At 71.8% G+C, this 20,441-nt stretch carries 18 protein-coding genes; 9 read left to right on the plus strand and 9 right to left on the minus strand.

Annotation, left to right across the window (positions count from 1 at the left end; genetic code table 11):
- The first annotated feature begins 27 nt into the window (after positions 1 to 27).
- Complete coding sequence (locus ACWIF2_RS00990) at positions 28 to 1,530, plus strand: class I adenylate-forming enzyme family protein (protein ID WP_454357889.1); 1,503 nt, start codon at positions 28 to 30, stop codon at positions 1,528 to 1,530.
- Positions 1,531 to 1,550: 20 nt separating this feature from the next.
- Here ACWIF2_RS00990 and ACWIF2_RS00995 read toward each other — a convergent pair whose 3' ends face one another.
- Together ACWIF2_RS00995 and ACWIF2_RS01000 are read right to left on the minus strand one after the other, a co-directional pair.
- Complete coding sequence (locus tag ACWIF2_RS00995) at positions 1,551 to 2,063, minus strand: EF-hand domain-containing protein (protein WP_454357890.1); 513 nt, start codon at positions 2,061 to 2,063, stop codon at positions 1,551 to 1,553.
- Between the two features lie 168 nt (positions 2,064 to 2,231).
- The gene (locus tag ACWIF2_RS01000; protein ID WP_030236368.1) at positions 2,232 to 2,606 is read right to left on the minus strand and encodes an STAS domain-containing protein; all 375 of its coding nucleotides are present in this window, start codon (positions 2,604 to 2,606) and stop codon (positions 2,232 to 2,234) included.
- 334 nt (positions 2,607 to 2,940) lie between these two features.
- Between ACWIF2_RS01000 and ACWIF2_RS01005 the strand changes: the two genes are divergently transcribed.
- Both ACWIF2_RS01005 and ACWIF2_RS01010 read left to right on the plus strand, forming a co-directional pair.
- Entirely contained in the window at positions 2,941 to 3,522 is a 582-nt protein-coding gene (locus ACWIF2_RS01005; RefSeq protein ID WP_454357891.1) for a sigma-70 family RNA polymerase sigma factor, read from the plus strand.
- Between the two features lie 11 nt (positions 3,523 to 3,533).
- Complete coding sequence (locus ACWIF2_RS01010; RefSeq protein ID WP_454358012.1) at positions 3,534 to 4,808, plus strand: zf-HC2 domain-containing protein; 1,275 nt, start codon at positions 3,534 to 3,536, stop codon at positions 4,806 to 4,808.
- 78 nt (positions 4,809 to 4,886) lie between these two features.
- On the opposite strand, the gene purU is transcribed toward ACWIF2_RS01010, so the two are convergent.
- Entirely contained in the window at positions 4,887 to 5,768 is an 882-nt protein-coding gene (purU, locus tag ACWIF2_RS01015) for a formyltetrahydrofolate deformylase (protein ID WP_454357892.1), read from the minus strand.
- 46 nt (positions 5,769 to 5,814) lie between these two features.
- Positions 5,815 to 6,315: an SCO4402 family protein gene (locus tag ACWIF2_RS01020; protein WP_454357893.1), complete on the minus strand. Its 501-nt coding sequence runs from the start codon at positions 6,313 to 6,315 to the stop codon at positions 5,815 to 5,817.
- Positions 6,316 to 6,432: 117 nt separating this feature from the next.
- On the opposite strand from ACWIF2_RS01020, the gene ACWIF2_RS01025 reads away from it, so the two are divergent.
- Positions 6,433 to 7,743: an ABC transporter substrate-binding protein gene (locus ACWIF2_RS01025; RefSeq protein WP_454357894.1), complete on the plus strand. Its 1,311-nt coding sequence runs from the start codon at positions 6,433 to 6,435 to the stop codon at positions 7,741 to 7,743.
- A 45-nt stretch (positions 7,744 to 7,788) separates the two neighbouring features.
- On the opposite strand, the gene ACWIF2_RS01030 is transcribed toward ACWIF2_RS01025, so the two are convergent.
- Complete coding sequence (locus ACWIF2_RS01030; RefSeq protein ID WP_454357895.1) at positions 7,789 to 9,738, minus strand: hypothetical protein; 1,950 nt, start codon at positions 9,736 to 9,738, stop codon at positions 7,789 to 7,791.
- Between the two features lie 201 nt (positions 9,739 to 9,939).
- Entirely contained in the window at positions 9,940 to 11,325 is a 1,386-nt protein-coding gene (locus ACWIF2_RS01035; protein WP_454357896.1) for a transcriptional regulator, read from the minus strand.
- A gap of 306 nt (positions 11,326 to 11,631) precedes the next feature.
- Here ACWIF2_RS01035 and ACWIF2_RS01040 point away from each other — a divergent pair, with 306 nt between their 5' ends.
- From ACWIF2_RS01040 to ACWIF2_RS01050, 3 genes are all read left to right on the plus strand, one after another.
- Positions 11,632 to 12,294 (plus strand): bifunctional DNA primase/polymerase, encoded by a 663-nt coding sequence (locus ACWIF2_RS01040; protein ID WP_454357897.1) that lies wholly within the window; start codon positions 11,632 to 11,634, stop codon positions 12,292 to 12,294.
- Positions 12,295 to 12,398: 104 nt separating this feature from the next.
- Entirely contained in the window at positions 12,399 to 13,190 is a 792-nt protein-coding gene (locus ACWIF2_RS01045; RefSeq protein WP_454357898.1) for an ABC transporter ATP-binding protein, read from the plus strand.
- On the plus strand, positions 13,187 to 14,779 hold the full coding sequence (locus ACWIF2_RS01050; RefSeq protein ID WP_454357899.1) for a transporter: 1,593 nt from the start codon (positions 13,187 to 13,189) through the stop codon (positions 14,777 to 14,779). The genes ACWIF2_RS01045 and ACWIF2_RS01050 overlap by 4 nt, the downstream gene beginning before the upstream one ends.
- A 27-nt stretch (positions 14,780 to 14,806) precedes the next feature.
- On the opposite strand, the gene ACWIF2_RS01055 is transcribed toward ACWIF2_RS01050, so the two are convergent.
- Together ACWIF2_RS01055 and ACWIF2_RS01060 are read right to left on the minus strand one after the other, a co-directional pair.
- Positions 14,807 to 15,751: an alpha/beta fold hydrolase gene (locus ACWIF2_RS01055; protein WP_454357900.1), complete on the minus strand. Its 945-nt coding sequence runs from the start codon at positions 15,749 to 15,751 to the stop codon at positions 14,807 to 14,809.
- Positions 15,752 to 16,326: 575 nt separating this feature from the next.
- Positions 16,327 to 17,019 (minus strand): metal-dependent transcriptional regulator, encoded by a 693-nt coding sequence (locus ACWIF2_RS01060; RefSeq protein WP_215120741.1) that lies wholly within the window; start codon positions 17,017 to 17,019, stop codon positions 16,327 to 16,329.
- A 280-nt stretch (positions 17,020 to 17,299) separates the two neighbouring features.
- Here ACWIF2_RS01060 and ACWIF2_RS01065 point away from each other — a divergent pair, with 280 nt between their 5' ends.
- Positions 17,300 to 18,055 carry an SIS domain-containing protein gene (locus ACWIF2_RS01065; protein ID WP_454357901.1) on the plus strand — a complete coding sequence of 252 codons (756 nt, stop codon included), beginning with the start codon at positions 17,300 to 17,302 and terminating at the stop codon, positions 18,053 to 18,055.
- Between the two features lie 25 nt (positions 18,056 to 18,080).
- Here the strand turns inward: ACWIF2_RS01065 and ACWIF2_RS01070 are convergent, their stop codons facing one another.
- Entirely contained in the window at positions 18,081 to 19,532 is a 1,452-nt protein-coding gene (locus tag ACWIF2_RS01070; RefSeq protein WP_454357903.1) for a PAS domain-containing protein, read from the minus strand.
- Positions 19,533 to 19,937: 405 nt separating this feature from the next.
- On the opposite strand from ACWIF2_RS01070, the gene ACWIF2_RS01075 reads away from it, so the two are divergent.
- Complete coding sequence (locus ACWIF2_RS01075) at positions 19,938 to 20,411, plus strand: diadenosine tetraphosphate hydrolase (RefSeq protein WP_454357904.1); 474 nt, start codon at positions 19,938 to 19,940, stop codon at positions 20,409 to 20,411.
- Positions 20,412 to 20,441 lie beyond the last annotated feature (30 nt).

The following is a 20,441-nucleotide window of genomic DNA, read 5'->3' on the forward strand; positions in this document are numbered from 1 at the left end:
GTCAGCCAAGGAGTCAAGGGGGCAGTCGTGAACGAGACCCCGCACGCCCTGAGTTCGTCCCGCACACTGTGGGAGCTGGTCACCCGTCGCGCTGCCCTCACCCCGGACGGGCCGCTCTTCCTGGAGGACGAGCGCGCGCTGACCTTCGGAGGACTTCGCGCGCGGGCCGAGCGGGTCGCGGCCGGGCTGTACGGCATGGGGGTACGCCCCGGCACGGTGGTCGCCTGGCAGCTGCCCACCCGGATCGAGACGGCCCTGCTGTCCTTCGCGCTGGCCCGTCTCGGCGCCGTGCAGACCCCGGTCATCCCCTTCTACCGGGACCGCGAGGTGGGGTTCGCGCTGCGCGAGTCGAGGGCGGAGTTCTTCGCGGTGCCGGGCGAGTGGCGCGGCTTCGACCACGCGGAGATGGCCCGGCGCCTGGGTGCGAAGGCTGTCTTCGAGGCGTACGGCGACCTGCCCGACGGCGATCCGTCCGTCCTGCCTCCCCCGCCCTCCGACGGCACCGAGGTCCGCTGGATCTACTGGACGTCCGGCACGACCTCCGACCCCAAGGGCGTGCTGCACACGGACCGTTCCCTGATCGCGGGCGGCTCCTGCCTCGCGCACGCCCTGCGGCCCACGGGGGACGACGTGGGGTCGATCGCCTTCCCGTACGCCCATATCGGCGGGCCCGACTACACGGTGATGCTGCTGCTGTACGGCTTCCCCGCCGTCCTCTTCGAGCAGTTCGCGCTGCCGGAAGCGCTGGAGTCCTACCGTCGGCACGGGGTGACCATGGCGGGCGGGTCCACGGCGTTCTACTCGATGTTCCTGACGGAGCAGCGGAAGCGGCCGGGGACCCCGGTGGTCCCGACGCTACGGCTCCTGGCGGGCGGCGGGGCGCCGAAGCCGCCGGAGCTGTACCACGCCGTGGTGCGCGAGATGGGCGTACAGCTCACCCACGGCTACGGCATGACCGAGGTGCCGATGATCACCATGGGCGCGCCGGACGACACCCCGGAGCTGCTGGCGACGACCGAGGGACGGCCGCCGGAGGGCATGGAGATACGGATCGTGGACGGGGAGGTGCGGTTGCGCGGGGAGGCGGTGTGCCAGGGGTATCTGGACGCCGGGCAGACGGCGGAGGCCTTCGACCCGGACGGCTTCCTGCGCACCGGCGACCTCGGGCACGTGACGGAGACCGGGCACCTGGTCCTCACCGGCCGGCTCAAGGACGTGATCATCCGCAAGGGCGAGAACATCTCGGCCCAGGAGATCGAGGACCTTCTGCACCGGCATCCGGCGGTCGGGGACGTGGCGGTGATCGGCCTGCCGGACGCGGCGCGCGGCGAGCTGGTGTGCGCGGTGGTGGAACAGCCGCCGGGCGCCGAGCCCTTGACCCTGGCGACGGCGACCGCCCACCTGCGCGCCGAGGGCCTCTCCGTCCACAAGCTGCCGGAACGGCTCGAGGTCGTGGACGCCCTTCCGCGGGGCGAGACCCTGCGGAAGGTGCTCAAGTACAAGCTGCGCGAGCGCTACTCGGGCAAGTGACGTGACTGGGGCAAACAGCCCTATTCAGGCACCGTGAAGTAGCGGGCGAAGGCGGGTACGACCTCGGCCTCGCCGACCTTGCCGTCCTCGTCCGCGTCGAGCGCGCCGGCGGCCGTGCCGGCGACGTCCTCGGGGGCGCCGAGGCAGGTGAGGACGCGGGACACCTCCTCGATCGTCGCCGCGCCGTCACCGTCCGTGTCGGCGACGTCCAGTGCCGCGTGCAGGAAGGGCCGGGCGATCTCGGCGAACCGGTCGGGGTTGTCGCGCAGGCGCTTGACCGCGCCGTTGACGAACTCCCCGCGCGTGATGCGCTGGTCGCCGTCGCGGTCCGCGATGCCCGCCATGCCCTGCCAGAACGCCTCCGCGCCGCCGTACAGCGCCTGTCCCTTGTCGGACCGGGCCGCTACGGCGAACTCCGCGAGCAGCGCCTTGGCCGCCCCGTAGAAGTCCTCGCGGTCGATGTAGCCGTTGCCGTCCTGGTCGAAGATGGCGAACCGGGCGGCGATCCTGCGCTCGTACTCGCTGCTGACCATGTCTCTTTCAGGCCGCCTTACGTCAGGTGGGGTGCGTCTCGCTCGGAGCGTACGACGGAGGGGGCCGTTCGGGCGCGGGAAAACGTCACTTGCGCCAAGACCGGGGGAATTCCGGGACAACAGCGTGTCAGAACGGCAACACTCGCCCTACCGTGCGTCATCGGCCCGTCACGCGGACAGGGGTTCGCCCTCGTCACCCAGGGCGGCGTCCACATCGCCGTACACGTCGAACAGCCTGCGAACACCCAGCGCGCCGAGGACCCGGTTGACATGGGACCCGTCGGCCGCGCCCCGGGCGGGCAGCACCAGCCGCAGCCGGCCCTGGCAGGAGCGGATCAGACGGCGCGCGGCGATCAGCACACCGACGCCGCTGGAATCGCAGAAGAACACATCGGACAGGTCGAGGACAAGACAGTGGTGCCCCTCGGCCACTACGTCGTGCACACGCTGACGCAGCACCGGCGAGGTCACCAGATCCAGTTCGCCCGACACCTGGAGCACGGCCCATTCGCCCTGCTCGCCGCCGGTCACTTTGAAGGTCACCACACGCCCTTCGATCGCCAAAACGGAAGCAGTGCCTACGCTTCCTTGCAGCGCGGCTGCCCAGCGGCCGTTCCCTGAAACACAACCCGAAAAACGGATCCCCTTCGAATCAGGCTTGTTTTAGTCGGCTTCGATCCTGTTCGATCCTCTTCAGTCAGGTCTGATCGGACAGCGGAGGGGTAGACGCCTCTACCACCTGCGGCCGGTCAGGGGGCGCACATTGCCACAAAGGGGCGTGCGCTACCGGACGTGCCGACTACATTCGAGGAGACATCAGGCACAGGCTGGACAGGGCACGGGCGCGGGACACGAGCAGGGGGGTGAGGGGGGCCGCATGGCGAAAAAGGACGTACCGCCCCGCTGGGACCGCAAGATGCAGCAGCGGCTCGCCCGCGGGGAGGCCGCCGCCCTCGGTGAGCTCTACGACCGGTTCGCCTCACTCGTGCACGGCCTCGCCCACCGCGTCCTCGGCGACGAACGCGCCGCCGACGGCATCACCCGCGAGGTCTTCGTCCACGTCTGGGAACACCCGGACGCCTACGACCCCAGACAGGGCCCGCTGCGCACCTGGGTCGCCACGCTGACCCACCGCCTGGCCGTGCAGCGCCTGCGCGCCACCGAGACCGCCGCTCTCGCCCGCGAGGGCTCCGGCAGCGCGGAGGAGCTGGAGCACAGGGTGCGCCGCGCATCGGTCGCCGCCCGCGCCGACTACATCGTCCAGTCCATGCCGGTCCCGCTGCGCTCGGCCCTGGAGCGGGCCTACTTCCAGCGCCGCGACTACCACCAGACCGCCACCGACCTCGGCATCACCGAGGACGAGGCCCGCCGCCGGCTGCGCCTGGGCCTCCAGCTCCTGTCCACCGCCCACGAGACCGAGCCACCCGGCGCACCGCCCGGAGACGGGGGTGCGGTGTGAGCGGCTCGGAGATCCCCTCGGGCCCGGGCGAGCCGGACGGGCCCGAGAACGACGAAGGACAGGAGCCGGGGAAATCGCCGCGCATCCCCATGCCCCGGGCCTCCGTCGAGGACAGCGGACAGCCGCTGCCCGCACTGGAGGACCTCGGTGACAGCGCACTGCCTCCCGTACCGCCCGTACTGGAGCACCCCGTGCTGAAGGCCCTGCTCGGCGCCTGGGCGCTGGCCGCCTGCTCGGCCGAGGAGGCCGTGGCCGTCGAGGAGCACCTCGGCGAGTGCGGGCAGTGCGCCGACGAGGCACGGCGGCTGCGCGAGGCGGTCGGGCTGCTGCAACGGCCCGAGAGCCTCGACCTGGACCCGTCGCTGCGCACCCGGGTCCTGGAGACCTGCCTGGAGCGGCGCCCGCCGCGCATTCCGGTGCCGGACTGGGCCGCCGCGTACGACGCCGAGACCGCGCGCCTGGACGCCCTGCTCCAGGACTTCGGCGACGCCGAGTGGCACGCGCCGGTACGGCTGCGCTGGTTCCGGGCCGACGAGTCGACGAGCCGCCGTACGACCGTCGCCGGGGTCATCGCGCATCTGCTCAGCGTCGACGGTCTGGTCGCCCTCGCGCTGGGCCTGGACGACCCGCTGGGCGATGTCACGTCCCGGCGCCCGACTCCGGCGGCCCGCACCGAGGCGTACTGGCGTGCCTCCCACTTCCCGCCCACCCGATCTGTGCGGGCGCCCTGGCGGGAACAGAGCCACAACCTCGTCCGCACGGTGTCCTTCACGGGCGGCGGCGCCGGGAAGATGCCGGTACCGTACGGCGACTTCGCGCTGCCCCTGCACGACGCGATGCTCGACCGTGCCTTCGAGTGCTGGGTGCACGCCGAGGACATCGCGGACGCGGTCGACTACCCCTACGACCCGCCCTCGCCGCGCCATCTGCACCGCATGATCGACCTGGCGGCCCGCATGCTGCCGACGGCCCTGGCGCACCGCCGCCGCACCGGCCTCGCGGCACCCGCCCACCACCGCCACCTCGTCGCGGCCGGCGAACCGGGCCGCAGCCTCCGCCTGGAGATCGAGGGCCTCGGCGGCGGAGAATGGCTGATCCCCCTCGACTCCCCCGCGGCCAAGGGCTCCGCGGAACACGAGGTGGCCCACGTAGCCCTGGACGGCGTCGAATTCTGCCGCCTGGCCGCAGGCCACGTACCCCCACAGGAAGCGGCAGCGGGCCAGGTAGGAGACAGAGAGGCGATCAGAGACGTCCTGTTCGCCGCCGCATCACTAAGCAGGATGTGACTAACCCAGGGGCGCGGGGAACTGCGCGACAAGCCACAAACCACCCGCACTCGCCCCCAAACGGGACAACCCACCCCCTCAGGCGAAAATCACAGTCCGCCGCCCATTGGGCAGAATCCGCCGCTCCGCATGCCACTTCACAGCCCGAGCCAACGCCTGACACTCCACATCACGCCCGATGGCAACAAGCCCCTCAGGCGTCACGTCATGCCCCACCCGCTCGACCTCCTGCTCGATGATCGGCCCCTCATCAAGATCAGCCGTCACATAGTGAGCAGTCGCCCCGATCAGCTTCACACCCCGGGCGTGAGCCTGGTGATACGGCTTCGCCCCCTTGAAGCTCGGCAGGAACGAGTGGTGGATATTGATGATCCGCCCGGACAGCGCCTTGCACAGATCGTCCGACAGCACCTGCATGTACCGGGCGAGAACGACCAGCTCGACACCCTCCTCACGCACGATGTCGAGCAGCCGCCCCTCCGCCTCGGCCTTCGTGTCCCTCGTCACCGGAATGTGGTGGAAGGGAATGTCGTACGAGCCCACCAGCTCGGCGAAGTCCGTGTGGTTGGACACCACCCCGGCGATCTCCACCGGCAGCGCCCCGGTCCGCGCCCGGAACAGCAGGTCGTTCAGGCAGTGCCCGAACTTGCTGGCCATCAGCAAGATGCGCATCTTCTGGTCGCCCCGGTTGATCTGCCACTCCATCTGGAAGGAGTCACCGATCGCCGCGAAGCTGGCCCGCAGTTTCTCCACGGACACCGGCGCGTCCGCCGAGAAGTGGACGCGCATGAAGAACAGTCCCGTGTCGTGGTCGCCGAACTGCTGGCTGTCCTCGATGTTGCAGCCGGTCATGAACAGATAGCTCGACACGGCGTGCACGATGCCCTTCCTGTCCGGGCAGGAAAGGGTGAGGACGTACTGGTCCGGCGGGGTCGGGGCGGTGGTGGACTGCTCGTTCATGCAGGACAGGTTCCCACAGGCGGCCGCACCGCCCGCAATCGTCCCGCTAGGCGGACCTGGTCATGAGCCGCAGCACCTCCAGGCTGCGCGGCGGCGTGTCCGGCTCCTCGCCGTCGCTCGTGGCGAGCCGCACATGCGCGTCCCGGGCCGCCTGGATCGCCTCGGGCCACGCCTGGTTCTCGAGGTACGCGGCGACCGGGGCGTCCGGCCCGACCTGGTGCATGATCCGCAGCACCCGCAGCACGGCGGTGTCCACGAGGGCCGCCTCCTGCGAGTCACGGAATATCGTGCCGACGTACTTCTCGGCGGACCAGTGATCCAGCCAGGTGTCCTCGACCAGCCGGTACACCGCGTCGGTCACGTCGCCGTAGCCGTCCACGCCGGCCAGCCAGACGTCCCGCTGGAACCCGGGATCGGAGAGCATGTGCAGCGCCGAGCGCACGTTGCTGCGCCAGCGCCACCACGGCATGTCGTTGGCAGGCATGCCGCCCATGGTGGATGAGCGACGGCCACGACGGGAAGAGTTCTCCGAAGCTTGCACGGTCATCGATCGTACGTTCCCCTCCACATCGGTCACACAGACCCCCGTAATTCACCTGCGCGTCACCCATTGTTGAGCCGAGATCACTCCCGGGTTGGTCATGTGGCGGAATCGTGCGGAACCATGACCGGCAGGCGACGCACCCGCAGCACATTCCTCCCCGGCCACCTCACCCGTCACGCCAGAAAAGGCGTCCTCTCCGCGGGCGCGGCGGTCGCGTGCGCGTCGTTCCTCGCCGGCTGCGGGGTCGTCCCCGGCACCACGGGGGATGCCGGGGACGATCCGATCACCGTCATGACCTGGGCGCCGCAGGACACCAAGGCCACCAACAAGCCCGGAATGCCCGCCTTCGCCCACGCCTACGCCCGTTGGATCAACGCCAAGGGCGGGATCAACGGCCGCAAGCTCAACGTGCTGACCTGCAACGACCACAACGACAGCGTGGCCGCCGCCAAGTGCGCCCGGCGGGCCGTCAAGGAGAACGTGGTCGCGGTCGTAGGATCCTACAGTCAGTACGCCGACTCCTTCTTCCCGTCCCTGGAGGGCGCGGGCATCCCGTACATAGGCGGCTACGGCATCACCAACGCCGAGTTCACCAGCCCCCTGTCCTACCCCGTCAACGGCGGCCAGCCCGCGCTGCTGGCCGGTCTCGGCAGGTCCCTCGCCGGCTGCGGGCCGGTCGCCCTGGTGCGGCCCGACACCATCGCGGGCGACCAGCTGCCGCCGCTGCTCGACTCCGGCCTGAAGGCGGGCGGGCACCGGGCCGCGCGGGACCAGCGGGCGGCGGAGGACGCCACCGAGTACGACGGCCAGGCCCAGCGGGCGCTGGAGACGACGACCTCCGTCCCCGGGACCGAGGGGTGTGTGGTGCCCGCGCTCGGGGACCGCAACGGCACCTTCATGGACTCCTTCCGGCGGTCCCGCGAGGACTATCCGGACGTCCGGACGGCCACCGTGCTCGGCAGCGTCGACCAGACCGTGATCGACGCGACCGGCGGGGCCTCGGGGCCGTACGAGGGCTCGTACATCACCGGCTGGTACCCCGTGGAGAGCGATGCCCGCTGGAACGGGATGAAGCAGGTGATCAAGCAGGAGGCCTTCGGCGACAACCGCATCGACGCCGCGGACGCCGGAGTGCAGACCACCTGGATCGCCTACACCGTGTTCAAGAAGATCGTCGAGTCGCTGGGCGACGGCGAGGTGAGCGCCGACACGGTGACGGAGGCCCTCGACAACGGCCTCAGGATCAACACGGGCGGACTCACTCCGACACTGCGGTGGCAGTTCCAGGACAAGCTCGCCGCCGTCGGCTTCCCGCGCCTGGTCAATGCGAACGTGACCCTTCAGGTGGTGCGGGAAGGGCGGCTGGTGTCGGCGCGGAAGGGCTTCGTCGACACGACGAAGACGCTGCAGGACGCCGACGTGAACTACTGAGCCCCGCCCAGCGGTTCACGCCCGGTCCGCCCACGTCCCCTCACGTCACAGCTGCGTCGGCTGGCGCTCGGTCAGGCCGTACGTCTTCGCTATGGCGTTCCACAGCCCGGCCGCCTTGGTCTTCTCGGCGCTCGCGACGCCGCTGGCGCGGTTGCCGGCCTGGGTCTGGCCGGTGGCACGGGCCTGGCCCTTCCTGCAGCCCTTCTTGCCCGCGGTCTGGTCGGCCCAGGCCGCGTAGTGGTTGTCGGCCGACGCCGAGGCCTGCCACGCCTTGGTGAGGGCGGTGGTCAGCGCGGCGTGGTCGGGCAGCTGGTCGACCGTGATGCCGGAGAGCCGGGTGACCAGCTCGGTGCGCTGCTTGGCCGCGTCGCGCAGGTTCTTGGCCGCCTGGGGCAGGTTGTCGCAGCGCTTGACGTCGGCGACGGAGGTGATCACGGTGGTGCGGCTGTCGCCGCTGTCGGCGAGCAGCTTGTCCAGCTCGACCGCCTGGGCCCGGGCCGGGTCGGCGGAGGGCGAGGCGGAGTCGTCCGTCGCGGGCGCCGAGGCGGCCACGGTCTTGTTGTTGTCACCGCCGCCGTCGTCACCGCCTCCTGCGGCGAGCAGCGCGCCGGCGCCGACGCCGAGGACGGCGATCCCGATGCCGACGGCCGCGATCACCGGCACGCGCGAGCCGGTACGGCCGCCCCGGCCGCCCCGGCCGCCGCCGGAGTGGCCGGGCGGGGCGTAGGAGGGCTGAGGGGCGCCGTACGGGGCGTGTGGCTGGGGCTGCGGCTGCTCGATGCGGGGCATCTGCTGCGTGGCACCGGCCGGGCTCTCGGCGCCCTGGTCGCTGCGGAAGAGGTTGTCGAACTCGGCGGGCGGCTGCTTGTCCCCGCCGGGCACCGGCGCGATGTACTGCGTCGCCTCGGCGTCCGGATTCGAGGCGGGCGGCAACGGCCCGGCTCCGGCCCGGGGCGCGGTGCCCAGGAACGTGGTCGCCTCGGGGTCGTGACCGGTGGGCGCCTCGGGCGGCAGCGCACCCGGGCCCACCGGGGGTATGTACTGCGTCGCCCCCTCGTCGGCAGCGGGCGCGGCGACGGGCGGCAGGTACTGGGTCGCGCCCTCGTCGGCGGGCGCGGGCAGGGGTGCGCCTCCGCCTCCGGCGCCCGTGGACGAGGAGTGGGACCCGTATCCGTCCGTCGCGGGCGGCAGCGGGGCGCCTCCGGCGGGAGGGCCGTACGCCCCTGGAGCGGAGCCGTACGCGCCGGAGGCCGGCGCAGGAGCCCCGTACGCGTCCGTCGCCGGAGGCAGCGAACCGCCCGGGGCGGCGGAGCCGTAGGCGTCGGAGGCCGGCGCGTTAGAGCCGTACCCGTCCGTGGCCGACGGCAGCGGGCCTGCCCCGGCCGGGGAGCCGTACGCGTCGGAGGCCGGAGGCAGCGAACCGCCCGCGGCGGACCCGTACGGGTCGGAGCCCGACGGCTGCCCGCCACCGGCGGGGGAGCCATAGCCGTCCGTCACCTGCGGCGAACCGCCCGCGGGAGAGCCGTATCCGTCCGTGGCCTGCGGCAGCGGGGTGCCGTACGGGCCGGGGGCCGGGGGCAGTTGGGAGGCGTCGGCCGGAGGTCCGTAACCGGCGTACGGGTTGGGGGGCTGGGTGCCCTCCTGGGGGAGCGCGCCCGGCGCGGGGAGCTGCGCGTCCCACGCCGGAGGCTCCGGGGTGGTCCACTGCTGAGACTGCTGGGACTGCTGGGGCGGCGGGGACTGCCAGCTGTTGTCCTGCGGCGAGGGCGGGGACTGCTGGTCGGGTCCCCACGGCTGGCCCCAGGTCTGGCCGCCGGCGGGGGCCGAGGCCGAGGTCTGGCCGGTCGGGGCCGGACCGGGCCGGTGGCCCGCCGGGGTGTCACCGGGTCCGCCCGTCATCCCCGGCAGCAGGGGTTCGCCACCGTCGGAGGGCAGCACGATGCCTTCGCGCGCTTGGCGCGCCGAGGGCTCCTCGCCCTGTCCACTCTGCGTCACCGGGACTCCTACTTATGGGGGACCTTGTGAATCGTCGGGTCACGCTACCGGGTCCCCAGAGCCCCGTGCCACGCACCACAGGGCCCGGCCTCGAGCCCTGTGAGCGCGGTAACACAACCGGGTCACGGCACGCTGTTCATGTCACCTCCTGCGTGCACAACGGCCGTTTCCCGCACGTTCACGCATCCGCAGACCCTGTGTTCACGCCGCCGCCTGCAGGTCCAGCCGCGCCCCGAACTCCCTGACCACGGCCTCGTCCCGGTACGGCTCCAGCCGCTGCTGGAAGTCCTCCAGATACTCGGCGCCACGGTTGGACCGCAGCCCCTCCAGCAGTTCCACGGCCTTCATGCCCGTGCTGCACGCCTCTTCGACCTCGCGCTGCTGCACCTGAGCCGTGGCCAACAGCACATAACCGATGGCCCTGCGGCGCGCCCGCGTCTCGGGATGCCCGGCCAGCGACTCCTGCGCACACCGCGCCGCCGCGTCGGCCTGCCCCAGGTCCCGGTGGCAGTGGGCCAACTCGTCGGCGAGATAGGCCTCGTCGAAGTGCGCGATCCACACCGGGTCGTCCCCGGCGGCCGGGTCGGCCGCCTCCAGAGCGCTCACCGCGCGCCCGGCCGCCGACTGGGTGGCGCGCACGTCGCCCATCAGGGCATGCCCGCGCGCCTCCGCCGCATAGAACATGGACTCCGCGCGCGGTGACACGCGCCCCCGCGCCCCTTCCTGCGCCGCCCTCGCCAACTGCGCGATCTCCCGCGGGTTCCCGAGCTGCGCGGCGAGATGGCTCATGGAGGCGGCCAGCACATAACCGCCGTAGCCGCGGTCCCCGGCCGCCTGGGCCAGCCGCAGCGCCTGGATGTAGTAGCGCTGCGCCAGACCCGGCTGCCCGGTATCCACGGCCATGTACCCGGCGAGCTCCGTCAGCCGGGCCACCGCGGCGAACAGGTCCCGCCCCACCGCCTCCCGGTACGACCCCGCCAGCAGCCCCGAGACCACGCTGTTGAGGTAGTGCACGACGACCGGGCGCACATGCCCGCTGCCGTACTGGTGGTCGAGATCCACCAGCGCCTGCGTCATGGCGAGGACCGCCTGCACGTCGGACTGTCCCACGCGCGGTCCGGCCGAGCGCGACACCTGTCCGTCGGGCGCGGAGATCAGCCAGTCACGGCTGGGCTCGACCAGCGCGGACGCGGCGACGGAGGAGCCGGACAGGAAGTCCCGCCGCCCCACATCGCTGCGCCACAGCTCGCAGACCTGCTCGATGGCCCCCAGTACCGTCGGCGAGAACTGGAGACCAACGCCCGAGGCGAGGTTCTTGCCGTTGGCCATGCCGATCTCGTCGATCGTGACCGTACGGCCGAGTTTGCGGCCCAGTGCCTCGGCGATGATCGCCGGGGCCCGGCCCCGCGGCTGCTGCCCGCGCAGCCAGCGCGCCACCGACGTCTTGTCGTAGCGCAGGTCGAGACCGTGCTCGGCACCGCACATGTTGACCCGGCGGGCCAGGCCGGCGTTGGAGCATCCGGCTTCCTGGATGAGCGCCTGGAGCCGTTCGTTCGGCTGCCGGGCGACGAGCGGCCTTGCGGCCATGGCGTACCCCCTGTGGCTGCGGTGCCTGCCCACGCACCGAGTTGACGTGTCTTCCGCGGCCGAACCCCTCACGTCCCAGCGAAAAGATCCGGCCGTGAAGATCAATGCCCCGCCGACCAGGCGAAAATGCGAGGCATGTGAGGAATGCCGGGGTAACGGCTGTTGCCGGCCCCACTCGTGGCTACCCAGCTCCGGCCACCGATCCTCCTGCGCGCCCCCGCACATGCACCCATGCGCCCCGAGGACAGGGGCGGTGCGCTTCCCCGCGCACACGGGCGGGCGTAACCCCTGGTGACGACCAGAGTTGTGTTCATCGTGGAAGAGACGATCGCCGGCACCGAAGCCGCTCAGATCCCGAAGCAGCGCGGGGAATCGCTGCTGGAGACCGCTGTCCGCTACGCCGAGGAGCGCCACTGGGACGTGTTCCCCGGGACCTGGCTGGAAGCGGTCGAAGGAAATCAGCAGTGCTCCTGCGGTGACGCCGCGTGTCCGGCACCCGGATCGCACCCGGCGCGCCCGGACTGGGCGACGCAGGCGACGGGCAGTGCGACCGTCGCGCGACGGATGTGGCAGAAGCAGCCGACGGCGTCGATCCTGCTGCCGACGGGGCGGACGTTCGACGCGATCTCCGTGCCGGAGACGGCCGGGTTCCTCGCGCTCGCGCGGATGGAGCGGATGGAGCTGACGCTCGGGCCGGTGACGCTCACACCGGATCGGCGGATGGAGTTCTTCGTGCTGCCGGGGGCCGGTGTGAAGGTGCCGGATCTGGTGCGCAAGCTGGGGTGGTCGGTGTCCTCGCTGGATCTGGCCGTGCTGGGCGAAGGGGCGTATGTGGCTGCGCCGCCTACGCGGTTCGGGTCGCGGGGGGCTGTGCAGTGGGCCTGCCGGCCTACGCCGGCCAATCGGTGGCTGCCGGATGCGGAGGAGTTGATCTCGCCGTTGGCCTATGCGTGCGGTCGGGATCGGTAGCGCCTGATCGTCTGCGCGGTTGCCGTTGATCGGCGGCTGCGGGCCGGTTGTGGTTGATCGCGCAGTTCCCCGCGCCCCTGAAAGACGCCACCGTAGGGTGCAAGGTGACGGAGGGAGACGCGGTGGGATCCAGCGCTGTACGGGTGCAAGGGCTCTGGAAGCGGTTCGGGCAGCAGGTCGCTGTGGCCGGGGTCGATCTTGAGTTGCCCGCGGGCAAGTTCATCGGGCTCGTCGGGCCGAACGGGGCCGGGAAGACCACCACCTTGTCGATGGTGACCGGGCTGCTCAGGCCCGATCACGGGACCGTCGAGGTGGTCGGGCACGACGTGTGGCGCGACCCCGTCGAGGTGAAGGCCCGGATCGGGGTACTGCCCGAGGGGCTGCGGCTGTTCGAGCGGCTGTCGGGGCGAGAACTGCTGGCGTACAGCGGGCGGTTGCGCGGACTGCCCGGTGCCGAGGTCGACAAGCGGGCCACGCAACTCCTCGACGTTCTCGATCTGGCCGGTAGCCAGCACAAGCTCGTCGTCGACTACTCGACCGGCATGCGCAAGAAGATCGGGCTCGCCACCGCTCTCCTCCACAATCCCGAAGTGCTGTTCCTGGACGAGCCGTTCGAGGGCGTCGACCCCGTCTCCGCCCAGACCATCCGGGGCGTGCTGGAGCGGTACACCGCCTCGGGCGCCACGGTCGTGTTCTCTTCCCACGTCATGGAGCTCGTCGAGTCGCTGTGCGACTGGGTGGCCGTCATGGCCGCCGGGCGGATCCGGGCCACCGGGACCCTCGCCGAGGTGCGCGGTGACGCGCCCTCGCTGCAGCAGGCGTTCCTCCAACTCGTCGGGGCGCAGAGCCGGGACGCCGGGTCCGACCTCGACTGGCTGGGCGGCGGGGCCCGGTGAGTGCGCCCGCCCTCACCCCCGTCGTCGTACGGCTGAAGCTGTCGCTGCTGCGCAACGGGCTGCGACAGTCCGGCGGACGCAAGGCCGCCTACATCGCATCGGCCGTCTTCGCCCTGCTCTTCGCCGCGCTGCAACTGCTCGGCCTGATCGCGCTGCGCGGACACGCGCACGTCGAGTCCCTGGTCGTGCTGGCCGTGGCCGTACTGGGGCTCGGCTGGGCGGTGATGCCGCTGTTCTTCCCCAGCGGTGACGAGACACTGGACCCGACCCGGCTGGTGATGCTGCCGCTGCGGCCCCGGCCGCTGGTGCGGGCGCTGCTCACGGCGTCGCTGGTCGGCATCGGGCCGCTGTTCACGCTGTGCCTGCTGGTGGGCTCCGTGATCGCCGTCGCCCGGGGCGGGGCGGCGTTCGCGGTGGGCGTCGTCGCGGTCGCCCTGGCGCTGCTGGTGTGCGTGGCCTTCGCGAGGGCCGTCGCCGCCGCCAACGTACGGCTGCTGACCAGCCGCAAGGGCCGTGACCTCGCGGTGCTGAGCGGGCTCGTCATCGCCGTCGGGGCGCAGGTCGTCAACTTCGGCGCGCAGCGGATCGGTTCGGCGGGCCTCGGCGAGCTGGACCCGGTCGCGGAGGTGCTCCAGTGGGTGCCGCCGGCGACGGCGATCAGCGCCGTGCACGCGGTGGGCGAGGGGTCGTACGGTCTCGCCGCCGTCCAACTGGCGCTGACCGCAGGTGCGCTGGTGGCGCTGCTCGCGGTGTGGTCCCGGCATCTGACGCGGCTGATGACCTCGCCCGACGGATCCACGCTGCCCACCGCCGAGACGGCCGCCCGCGAGCGGTCGTCGAGCGGGCTCGGGCGGCTGCTGCCCGGGGGCCGCACCGGCACGGTCATGGAGCGCAGCCTGCGCTATGTGTGGCGCGACCCCAAGACCAAGGCCGCCTGGGTGACCTCACTGGCCATCGGCCTGATCGTGCCGGTGTTCAACGCCTGGCAGGGCACCGGTTCCGTGTACTTCGCGTGCTTCGCCGCCGGGATGCTCGGCATCCAGATGTACAACCAGTTCGGGCAGGACACCTCGGCGTTCTGGATGGTCGCGATGACGATCTCCTCGACCCGTGACGCCTACGTCGAACTGCGAGCCCGGGCGTACGCCCTGCTGCTGATCACCCTGCCGTACGCCACGCTCGTGACCGTGCTGACGACGGCCATGCTCGGCGACTGGCGGCGGCTGCCCGAGGCTCTGGGGCTGTCCTTCGCACTGCTCGGCGCGATGCTCGCGACCGGGGCGTGGACGTCCGCCCGCTTCCCCTACTCCATCCCGCAGGAGGGCTACAAGAACGTCGCCCCCGGGCAGACCGGGCTCGCCTGGATCTCCATCTTCGGCGGGATGATCGCCGCGGCTGTGCTGTGCGCGCCCGTCATCGCGCTCACGATCTGGCTGAACGTGAGCGCCGAGGGCGACGACTGGACGTGGCTGCTGTTTCCGGTGGGGTCGGTGTACGGGGCGGTGCTCACGGCGGCCGGGCTGCGGCTGGCGGCTCCGCGGACGGCCCGGCGGCTGCCGGAGATCCTGGTGGCGGTCAGCAAGGGGTGAGCTTCCGTCCCGGGTTGACCTGCGCCTTCAGTTGGAATTGAGGGCGTCCAGGAACGGCTCGATCGCCGCGCGCCAGGCCTCCGGCTGGTCGTAGTGCACCAGGTGGCCGGCGTCGGCGACCTCCGCGTACTGGCCGCGGGGCAGGACGCGGACCATCTCCTGGGCCTCGGCGCGGCCCAGCTCGCCGTCGAGGCCGCGCACGACCAGGGCGGGGCACCGGACCTGGGTCAGCTCCTCCCAGTGCGCGTCGTACACCCAGGTCTCGCGGGAGCGGAGCATCTGTTCCGGTTCGAAGACGGGACGCCAGCCGTCCGGGGACTCGGCCATCACCTCGGCGTAGAACGCGCCGCGGGCCGGGTTGGGCCGCTCCACCCAGGGGTCGTCCTCGCCGAACCACTTGCGGACGTCGGCGAGCGTTGCGAAGGGCAGCGGCCAGGAGCGGAACCACTGGTCCCACTCGCGCTGCGAGGCCGCGCCGAGCGCGGAGGCCCGCATATCGCAGATGATCAGCCCACGGACCAGGTCCGGGCGCTTGGCGGCGAGCTGCCAGGCGGTCAGCGCGCCCATGGCGTGGCCGATGAGGACGACCGGGTGGAGCCCGAGCTGTTCCAGAGCGGCCTCGACGTCGTCGACGTAGGCGTCACGGGAGAAGGCTCCCTGCGGGGGCTTCTCGCTGCGGCCGTGGCCGCGCTGGTCGAGAGCGACGGCGCGGTACCGGCCGGAGAGCCAGCGGGCGGTGGACGCCCAGTGCGAGGCGCGGCCCATGAGGCCGTGCAGTAACAGCACACCCGGGGAGCCGTTCGTCGCGGTCCCCGCGCCGGGCGTGCGCTGCGCGTCGAGCGGGTCATTCGCGTTTTGCGAGTCGTGCAGGTCGTGCGGGTCGTGCGCCGGATCGGTCTTGGGCGGGTCGCCGAACTCCCAGGCCGCGAGGCGTACGCCGCCCGTCCCGGTCACGTCGATGCGTCGCGCCATGTCCTGGCACCCCCCAAGCTTCGCGCGGACCGTGGTCGTCTCCGGCCGTTCGGTCCTGTGAACCGTGTTCTGCCTGCTGCGCCTTGTTGCTGTGCCGTGCTGTGCCGTGCTGTGCCGTGCTGTGCCGTGCCGTGCCGTGCGTCACGCGCACACTATCGAATGCCCATTCGAGGATGCTGTTCTCGCGGGCAACACCCCTCGTTCGAGTGACCATCCTCAGGGATTGATAGCCGCTGCCGAGGGGAGATCTTCAGCGGGAGGCGGACCGCTCGGGGAAACCGGTCCGAGGGGAATGACCCTGAGAGCTCGGGGCTCCGGGTCAGCACAGGGGAGGACAGGCCCCGGCGCCACAAGGCGCCGGGGCCCTCCACATCTCCACGGCACATCCTCCCGCCCCCTCCCCGGCCGGGCGACATCGCTGTCGAGCCACGGCCAAGAGCCCTCAGGTCATATGCCTCACGCGACAGCGTCGCACGGGAAGCGGACGAGCGCTGCCATTCGACGGACTGAATCCCGGATACGGCGGGATCACGCCAACACCACCGGCGCGGCCGCCAGGTCCGACCCGGCCGGGCTCAGGGCTTGGCGACGAACACGTGGGAGGCGACCTCCGACTCCAGTTCGGCCGCCTCGCCCCCGCTGCCCACCAGCACACCGCCCGCCGACTCGGTCACGCTGACCACCGAGCCCGGCTGCACGCCCGCCCGCCGCAGCGTGTACATCAGCTGCGCGTCCGTCTGGATCGGCTCACCGATCCGGCGCACCACGACCGTCTTGCCCTCGGCGCCCGGATCCAGAGTGGCCAGCGACACCATCCCCTCGTCCAGGAACGGGTCGGCGCCGTCCTTCTCGCCGAGCTCCTCCAGACCCGGGATCGGATTGCCGTACGGCGACTCCGTCGGGTGCCGCAGCAGCTCCAGCACACGGCGCTCCACGGCCTCGCTCATCACGTGCTCCCAGCGGCACGCCTCGGCGTGGACCTGCTCCCACTCCAGACCGATCACGTCGACGAGCAGACACTCGGCGAGCCGGTGCTTGCGCATCACACGCGTGGCGAGACGGCGGCCCTCGTCGGTGAGCTCCAGGTGCCGGTCGCTGGCGACGGACACCAGACCGTCGCGCTCCATCCGCGCCACGGTCTGGCTGACGGTCGGCCCGCTCTGGTCCAGCCGCTCGGCGATACGGGCGCGCATGGGGACCACACCCTCTTCCTCCAGCTCGAGGATGGTGCGGAGATACATCTCCGTGGTGTCGATCAGTCCGGACATACGTGCCCCTCGATGAGATCTGCCGGAGGCTGGACGGCTCACCGGCGCGTGCGCTGGCCCTGCACCCAATTCTGCCGGATACCACCGACAACCGTGCCGCCGGAGGGAGACCGGGGGATTGCGCGGCCCGCCGGAAGGGTACGAAGTTCCCCTTCACGGGCCCCTGAACCCCACGCGGCGCCCTTGACCCGGCCGCCACGACCGTATTGACACCGCACTGGTCCAGACCGCACCGTGATGCGCGACACGCGCCCACCAAGGCCTCCCGAAGGGACCCCGTATGAGCGACCGCGCGCCGGCCGGCCAGTTCCTCGACGCCGCGATCGACCTGCTGCGGCGGGTCCGCGACGAGGAGGCCGACAGCATCACGGCCGCCGGCACGCTCCTCGCCGACACCGTCGAGAGCGAAGGCCGCCTCTTCGCCTTCGGCGCCGGGCACTCCTCCCTCGCCGCGCAGGACCTCGTCTACCGCGCCGGCGGCCTCGCCCTCATGAACCTGCTCGCCGTACCCGGCGTCGTCGGCGTCGACGTCATGCCCGCACCGCTCGGCTCCGCCCTGGAACGCGTCGACGGCCTCGCGAGCGCCGTCCTGGACAGCTCCCCGCTCCGCGCCGGCGACGCCCTGCTGATCATCTCCCTGTCGGGACGCAACGCCCTCCCCGTGGAAATGGCCATGCACGCCCGCGCCCGGGGCGTACGGGTCATCGGCGTCACCTCAGTCGCCTACGCCACGGAGACCAAGTCCAGGCACAGCTCCGGGACGTACCTGAAGGACCACTGCGACCTCGTCCTCGACTCGAAGATCGCGGTCGGCGACGCCGAACTCACCCTCGACAACGTCCCGGCCCCCTTCGCCCCCGCCTCCACCGTCGTCACCTCGGCCCTCCTCCAGGCCGTCATGGCCACCACGGCCGCCACCCTCGCCGACCGCGGCCTGGAACCCCCGCTCCTGCGCTCCGGGAACGTCGACGGCGGACACGACTGGAACAGCCGCGTGATGGAGCAGTACCGGGACCGGATCTTCTACCGGCACTGAGGCGACAGCGGGACACGCTCCGGCCTTACAGCTGCTCGCCGGACAACCCCGCGAGATCCAGTGACGCCGCGATCCGCACCGCCACGTCCTCCGCGTACATCGCGTCGGACCGCTCGAACGCGCTGCGCCCCGCACCCCGCAGAAACGTCACCACCCCCAGCGTCCGCCCCCGGCTGCGCAGCACCGCGCACAAGGCGTGCACCGCGTCCGGCGGCCACTGCCGGGCCTCTGCCCACAGCCGGGCCTCCTCGGGCCCCGCGGCCCCCGCGCTCGCCCGCAGCGCGCCGACCCGCTCCACGCACTGCAGAGCCGGATGCCCCTCCGCGTACCGCGCGGGCAGGCCCGCCTGGCCGGAGAGCTTGCTCGGCCCCGGAGCGCCGGACGGAGTGGCGGCGACCCGCACCAGCCGTACCGGCCCCTCGCTCTGCGCGTCGACGAGCGCACCGCCCGCCACCCGGTCGATCAACGCGTGGTCGGCGAACCCGGCCAGGGCGAAGTCCAGGTGCACCGTCGCCGCCTCCGCCGGGTCCTCACACTCGGCCGCGGCCCGCGAGGCCCGGTACAGCTGCTGCGTACGGAACCTCAGCAGCGACGCCTCCTGCTCGCTCTGCTTGGCCTCCGTCACATCCTGGAACAGCCACCCCACACCCAGCGGAACCGGCTCCTCCGCGAGCGGCGAGGCCAGCCGCACGAAGCCGCTGCGCCAGCACCGCCGCCGCTCCCCCTCCGGCAGGCGCACACCCACCCACACCTCGGCCGGCGCGGGCGGCGCACCCTCCGCCAGCACATGCTGCAGCGCGCTCTCCAGCTCCTCCACGCCCTGCGACAGCAGATCCCCGAGCGGGCGGCCGAGCACGGACGTACGACCCGTACCCAGCGCCTTGGCCGCGTGCGCGTTCACCACCGCCGGCCGCAGGTCGACATCCACGAGCACGACGCCCCAGCTGGCGTCCTCGAACAGCGCCTCACTCAACGCGATCGACCGCTCCAGATCGATCTGCGCGTGCACCTCGCTGAAGGCGCAGTACACACCCGCCGGCTTCCCGTCAGGCCCTCGCACGGCCGCCGACTGGGTCCGTACGAGCACCCGCCCGCCGTCCTTCGTCAGCAACGCGAACTCGTTCACCTGCCGGCCCGGCGCGTGCATCGCGGACAGCAGCCGGCTCTCGACCTCCTCGGCGTCCGCGCTGCGCACGGCCCACCCGGCCAGACCCCGCCGTCCCACGGCCTCGTCCGCGCCCCATCCGAGAATCCGCTCGGCCTCACGGTTCCAGTGCGTCACGACACCGTCGGCGTCGAAGGCACACAGTGCCGCGTCCATCCCGTCCAGCAACGCGGCAAGCAGATCCGACCCGTCCCGCTCGGGCTCGTCGGGCCCCAGCTCGTCGGTGGTCCCACTACGCCGGGAAGCACTCACCTGGACCCCCTGCAGGCTGCGTCCGCACGTACCGCACGTCGGTTCGCTACTTGCAATCATTCAACTGGAACGTGACCCAGCGCACACCGTGTTCCCACAACATTGAAAGAATCGTTGTACGAGGGCATTCCCCACGTCAGCCGCGAACGAACACCCAGCCTCCTCCGGCGCGGCCCTGCGTCAAGGTCTCAGAAAAACGGTTGATCCGAGGCCGATCGGTTTCTTAGGGTTCCAGGTACACGAGAGAGGAGGTGGTTCGGCAGATGTATGAGAACCGGACGCGTGAGGTGGCTGCGGGCTAGCGGCCCGACACCACACACAGTGCGGTGCCGGACCAGCGCGTGAGCGAAACGCGCAGCCGGCCCAATCTCCAGCAGTCACCCGACCCGCGAGCCGCCGGTACGTCCGGCCGGCCCTCCTCAGGAGGACCAGGCTCGCGGGTCGCCTGCGTTTTCGGGGGTGGTCGTGGAAGGCGAATGGCGCGAGGACCGGGTCGGCAGTGCGCTGCGGGGTACGAATCCGGCCGTGCTGCGGAGGCTGGACGCCGGGTTCGCGGCGATCGGGGACGTGCAGTTCCTGCCCGGCTACTCGGTGCTGCTGACGGATGATCCCGGGGTGCGGCGGCTGTCCGAGCTGCCGCGGGGCAGGCGGCTGGCGTTTCTGGCCGACATGGACCGGCTCGGGGAGGCCGTCGAGCGGGCCTGTCGGCGGGTGGAGTCGGGGTTTCGGCGGGTCAATCTGGAGATCCTCGGGAATGCCGACGGGTTTCTGCACGCGCATGTGTGGCCGCGGTACGACTGGGAGCCCGAGGATCTCGTACGACGGCCCGTGTGGCTCTATCCGCGGGAGAGGTGGAGCGACGAGCGGTATGCCCTCGGGGCACGGCATGCCCCGCTGCGGGAGGCGATCGGGGAAGAGCTGGACCGGCTCGGAGAGTAGACGCCGGGACGGCGAACGGCCATCACGCGG

This window comes from Streptomyces sp. NPDC055506, from assembly GCF_053643595.1.

Bases quoted from the DNA above. Each gene is read 5' to 3' on its own strand.
- ACWIF2_RS01060 (WP_215120741.1), bottom strand. From the start codon at position 17,019: ATGTCCGGACTGATCGACACCACGGAGATGTATCTCCGCACCATCCTC.
- ACWIF2_RS01020 (WP_454357893.1), bottom strand. From the start codon at position 6,315: ATGACCGTGCAAGCTTCGGAGAACTCTTCCCGTCGTGGCCGTCGCTCA.
- ACWIF2_RS01035 (WP_454357896.1), bottom strand. From the start codon at position 11,325: ATGGCCGCAAGGCCGCTCGTCGCCCGGCAGCCGAACGAACGGCTCCAG.
- ACWIF2_RS01025 (WP_454357894.1), top strand. From the start codon at position 6,433: ATGACCGGCAGGCGACGCACCCGCAGCACATTCCTCCCCGGCCACCTC.
- purU (WP_454357892.1), bottom strand. From the start codon at position 5,768: ATGAACGAGCAGTCCACCACCGCCCCGACCCCGCCGGACCAGTACGTC.
- ACWIF2_RS01065 (WP_454357901.1), top strand. From the start codon at position 17,300: ATGAGCGACCGCGCGCCGGCCGGCCAGTTCCTCGACGCCGCGATCGAC.
- ACWIF2_RS01055 (WP_454357900.1), bottom strand. From the start codon at position 15,751: ATGGCGCGACGCATCGACGTGACCGGGACGGGCGGCGTACGCCTCGCG.
- ACWIF2_RS00995 (WP_454357890.1), bottom strand. From the start codon at position 2,063: ATGGTCAGCAGCGAGTACGAGCGCAGGATCGCCGCCCGGTTCGCCATC.
- ACWIF2_RS01070 (WP_454357903.1), bottom strand. From the start codon at position 19,532: ATGATTGCAAGTAGCGAACCGACGTGCGGTACGTGCGGACGCAGCCTG.
- ACWIF2_RS01005 (WP_454357891.1), top strand. From the start codon at position 2,941: ATGGCGAAAAAGGACGTACCGCCCCGCTGGGACCGCAAGATGCAGCAG.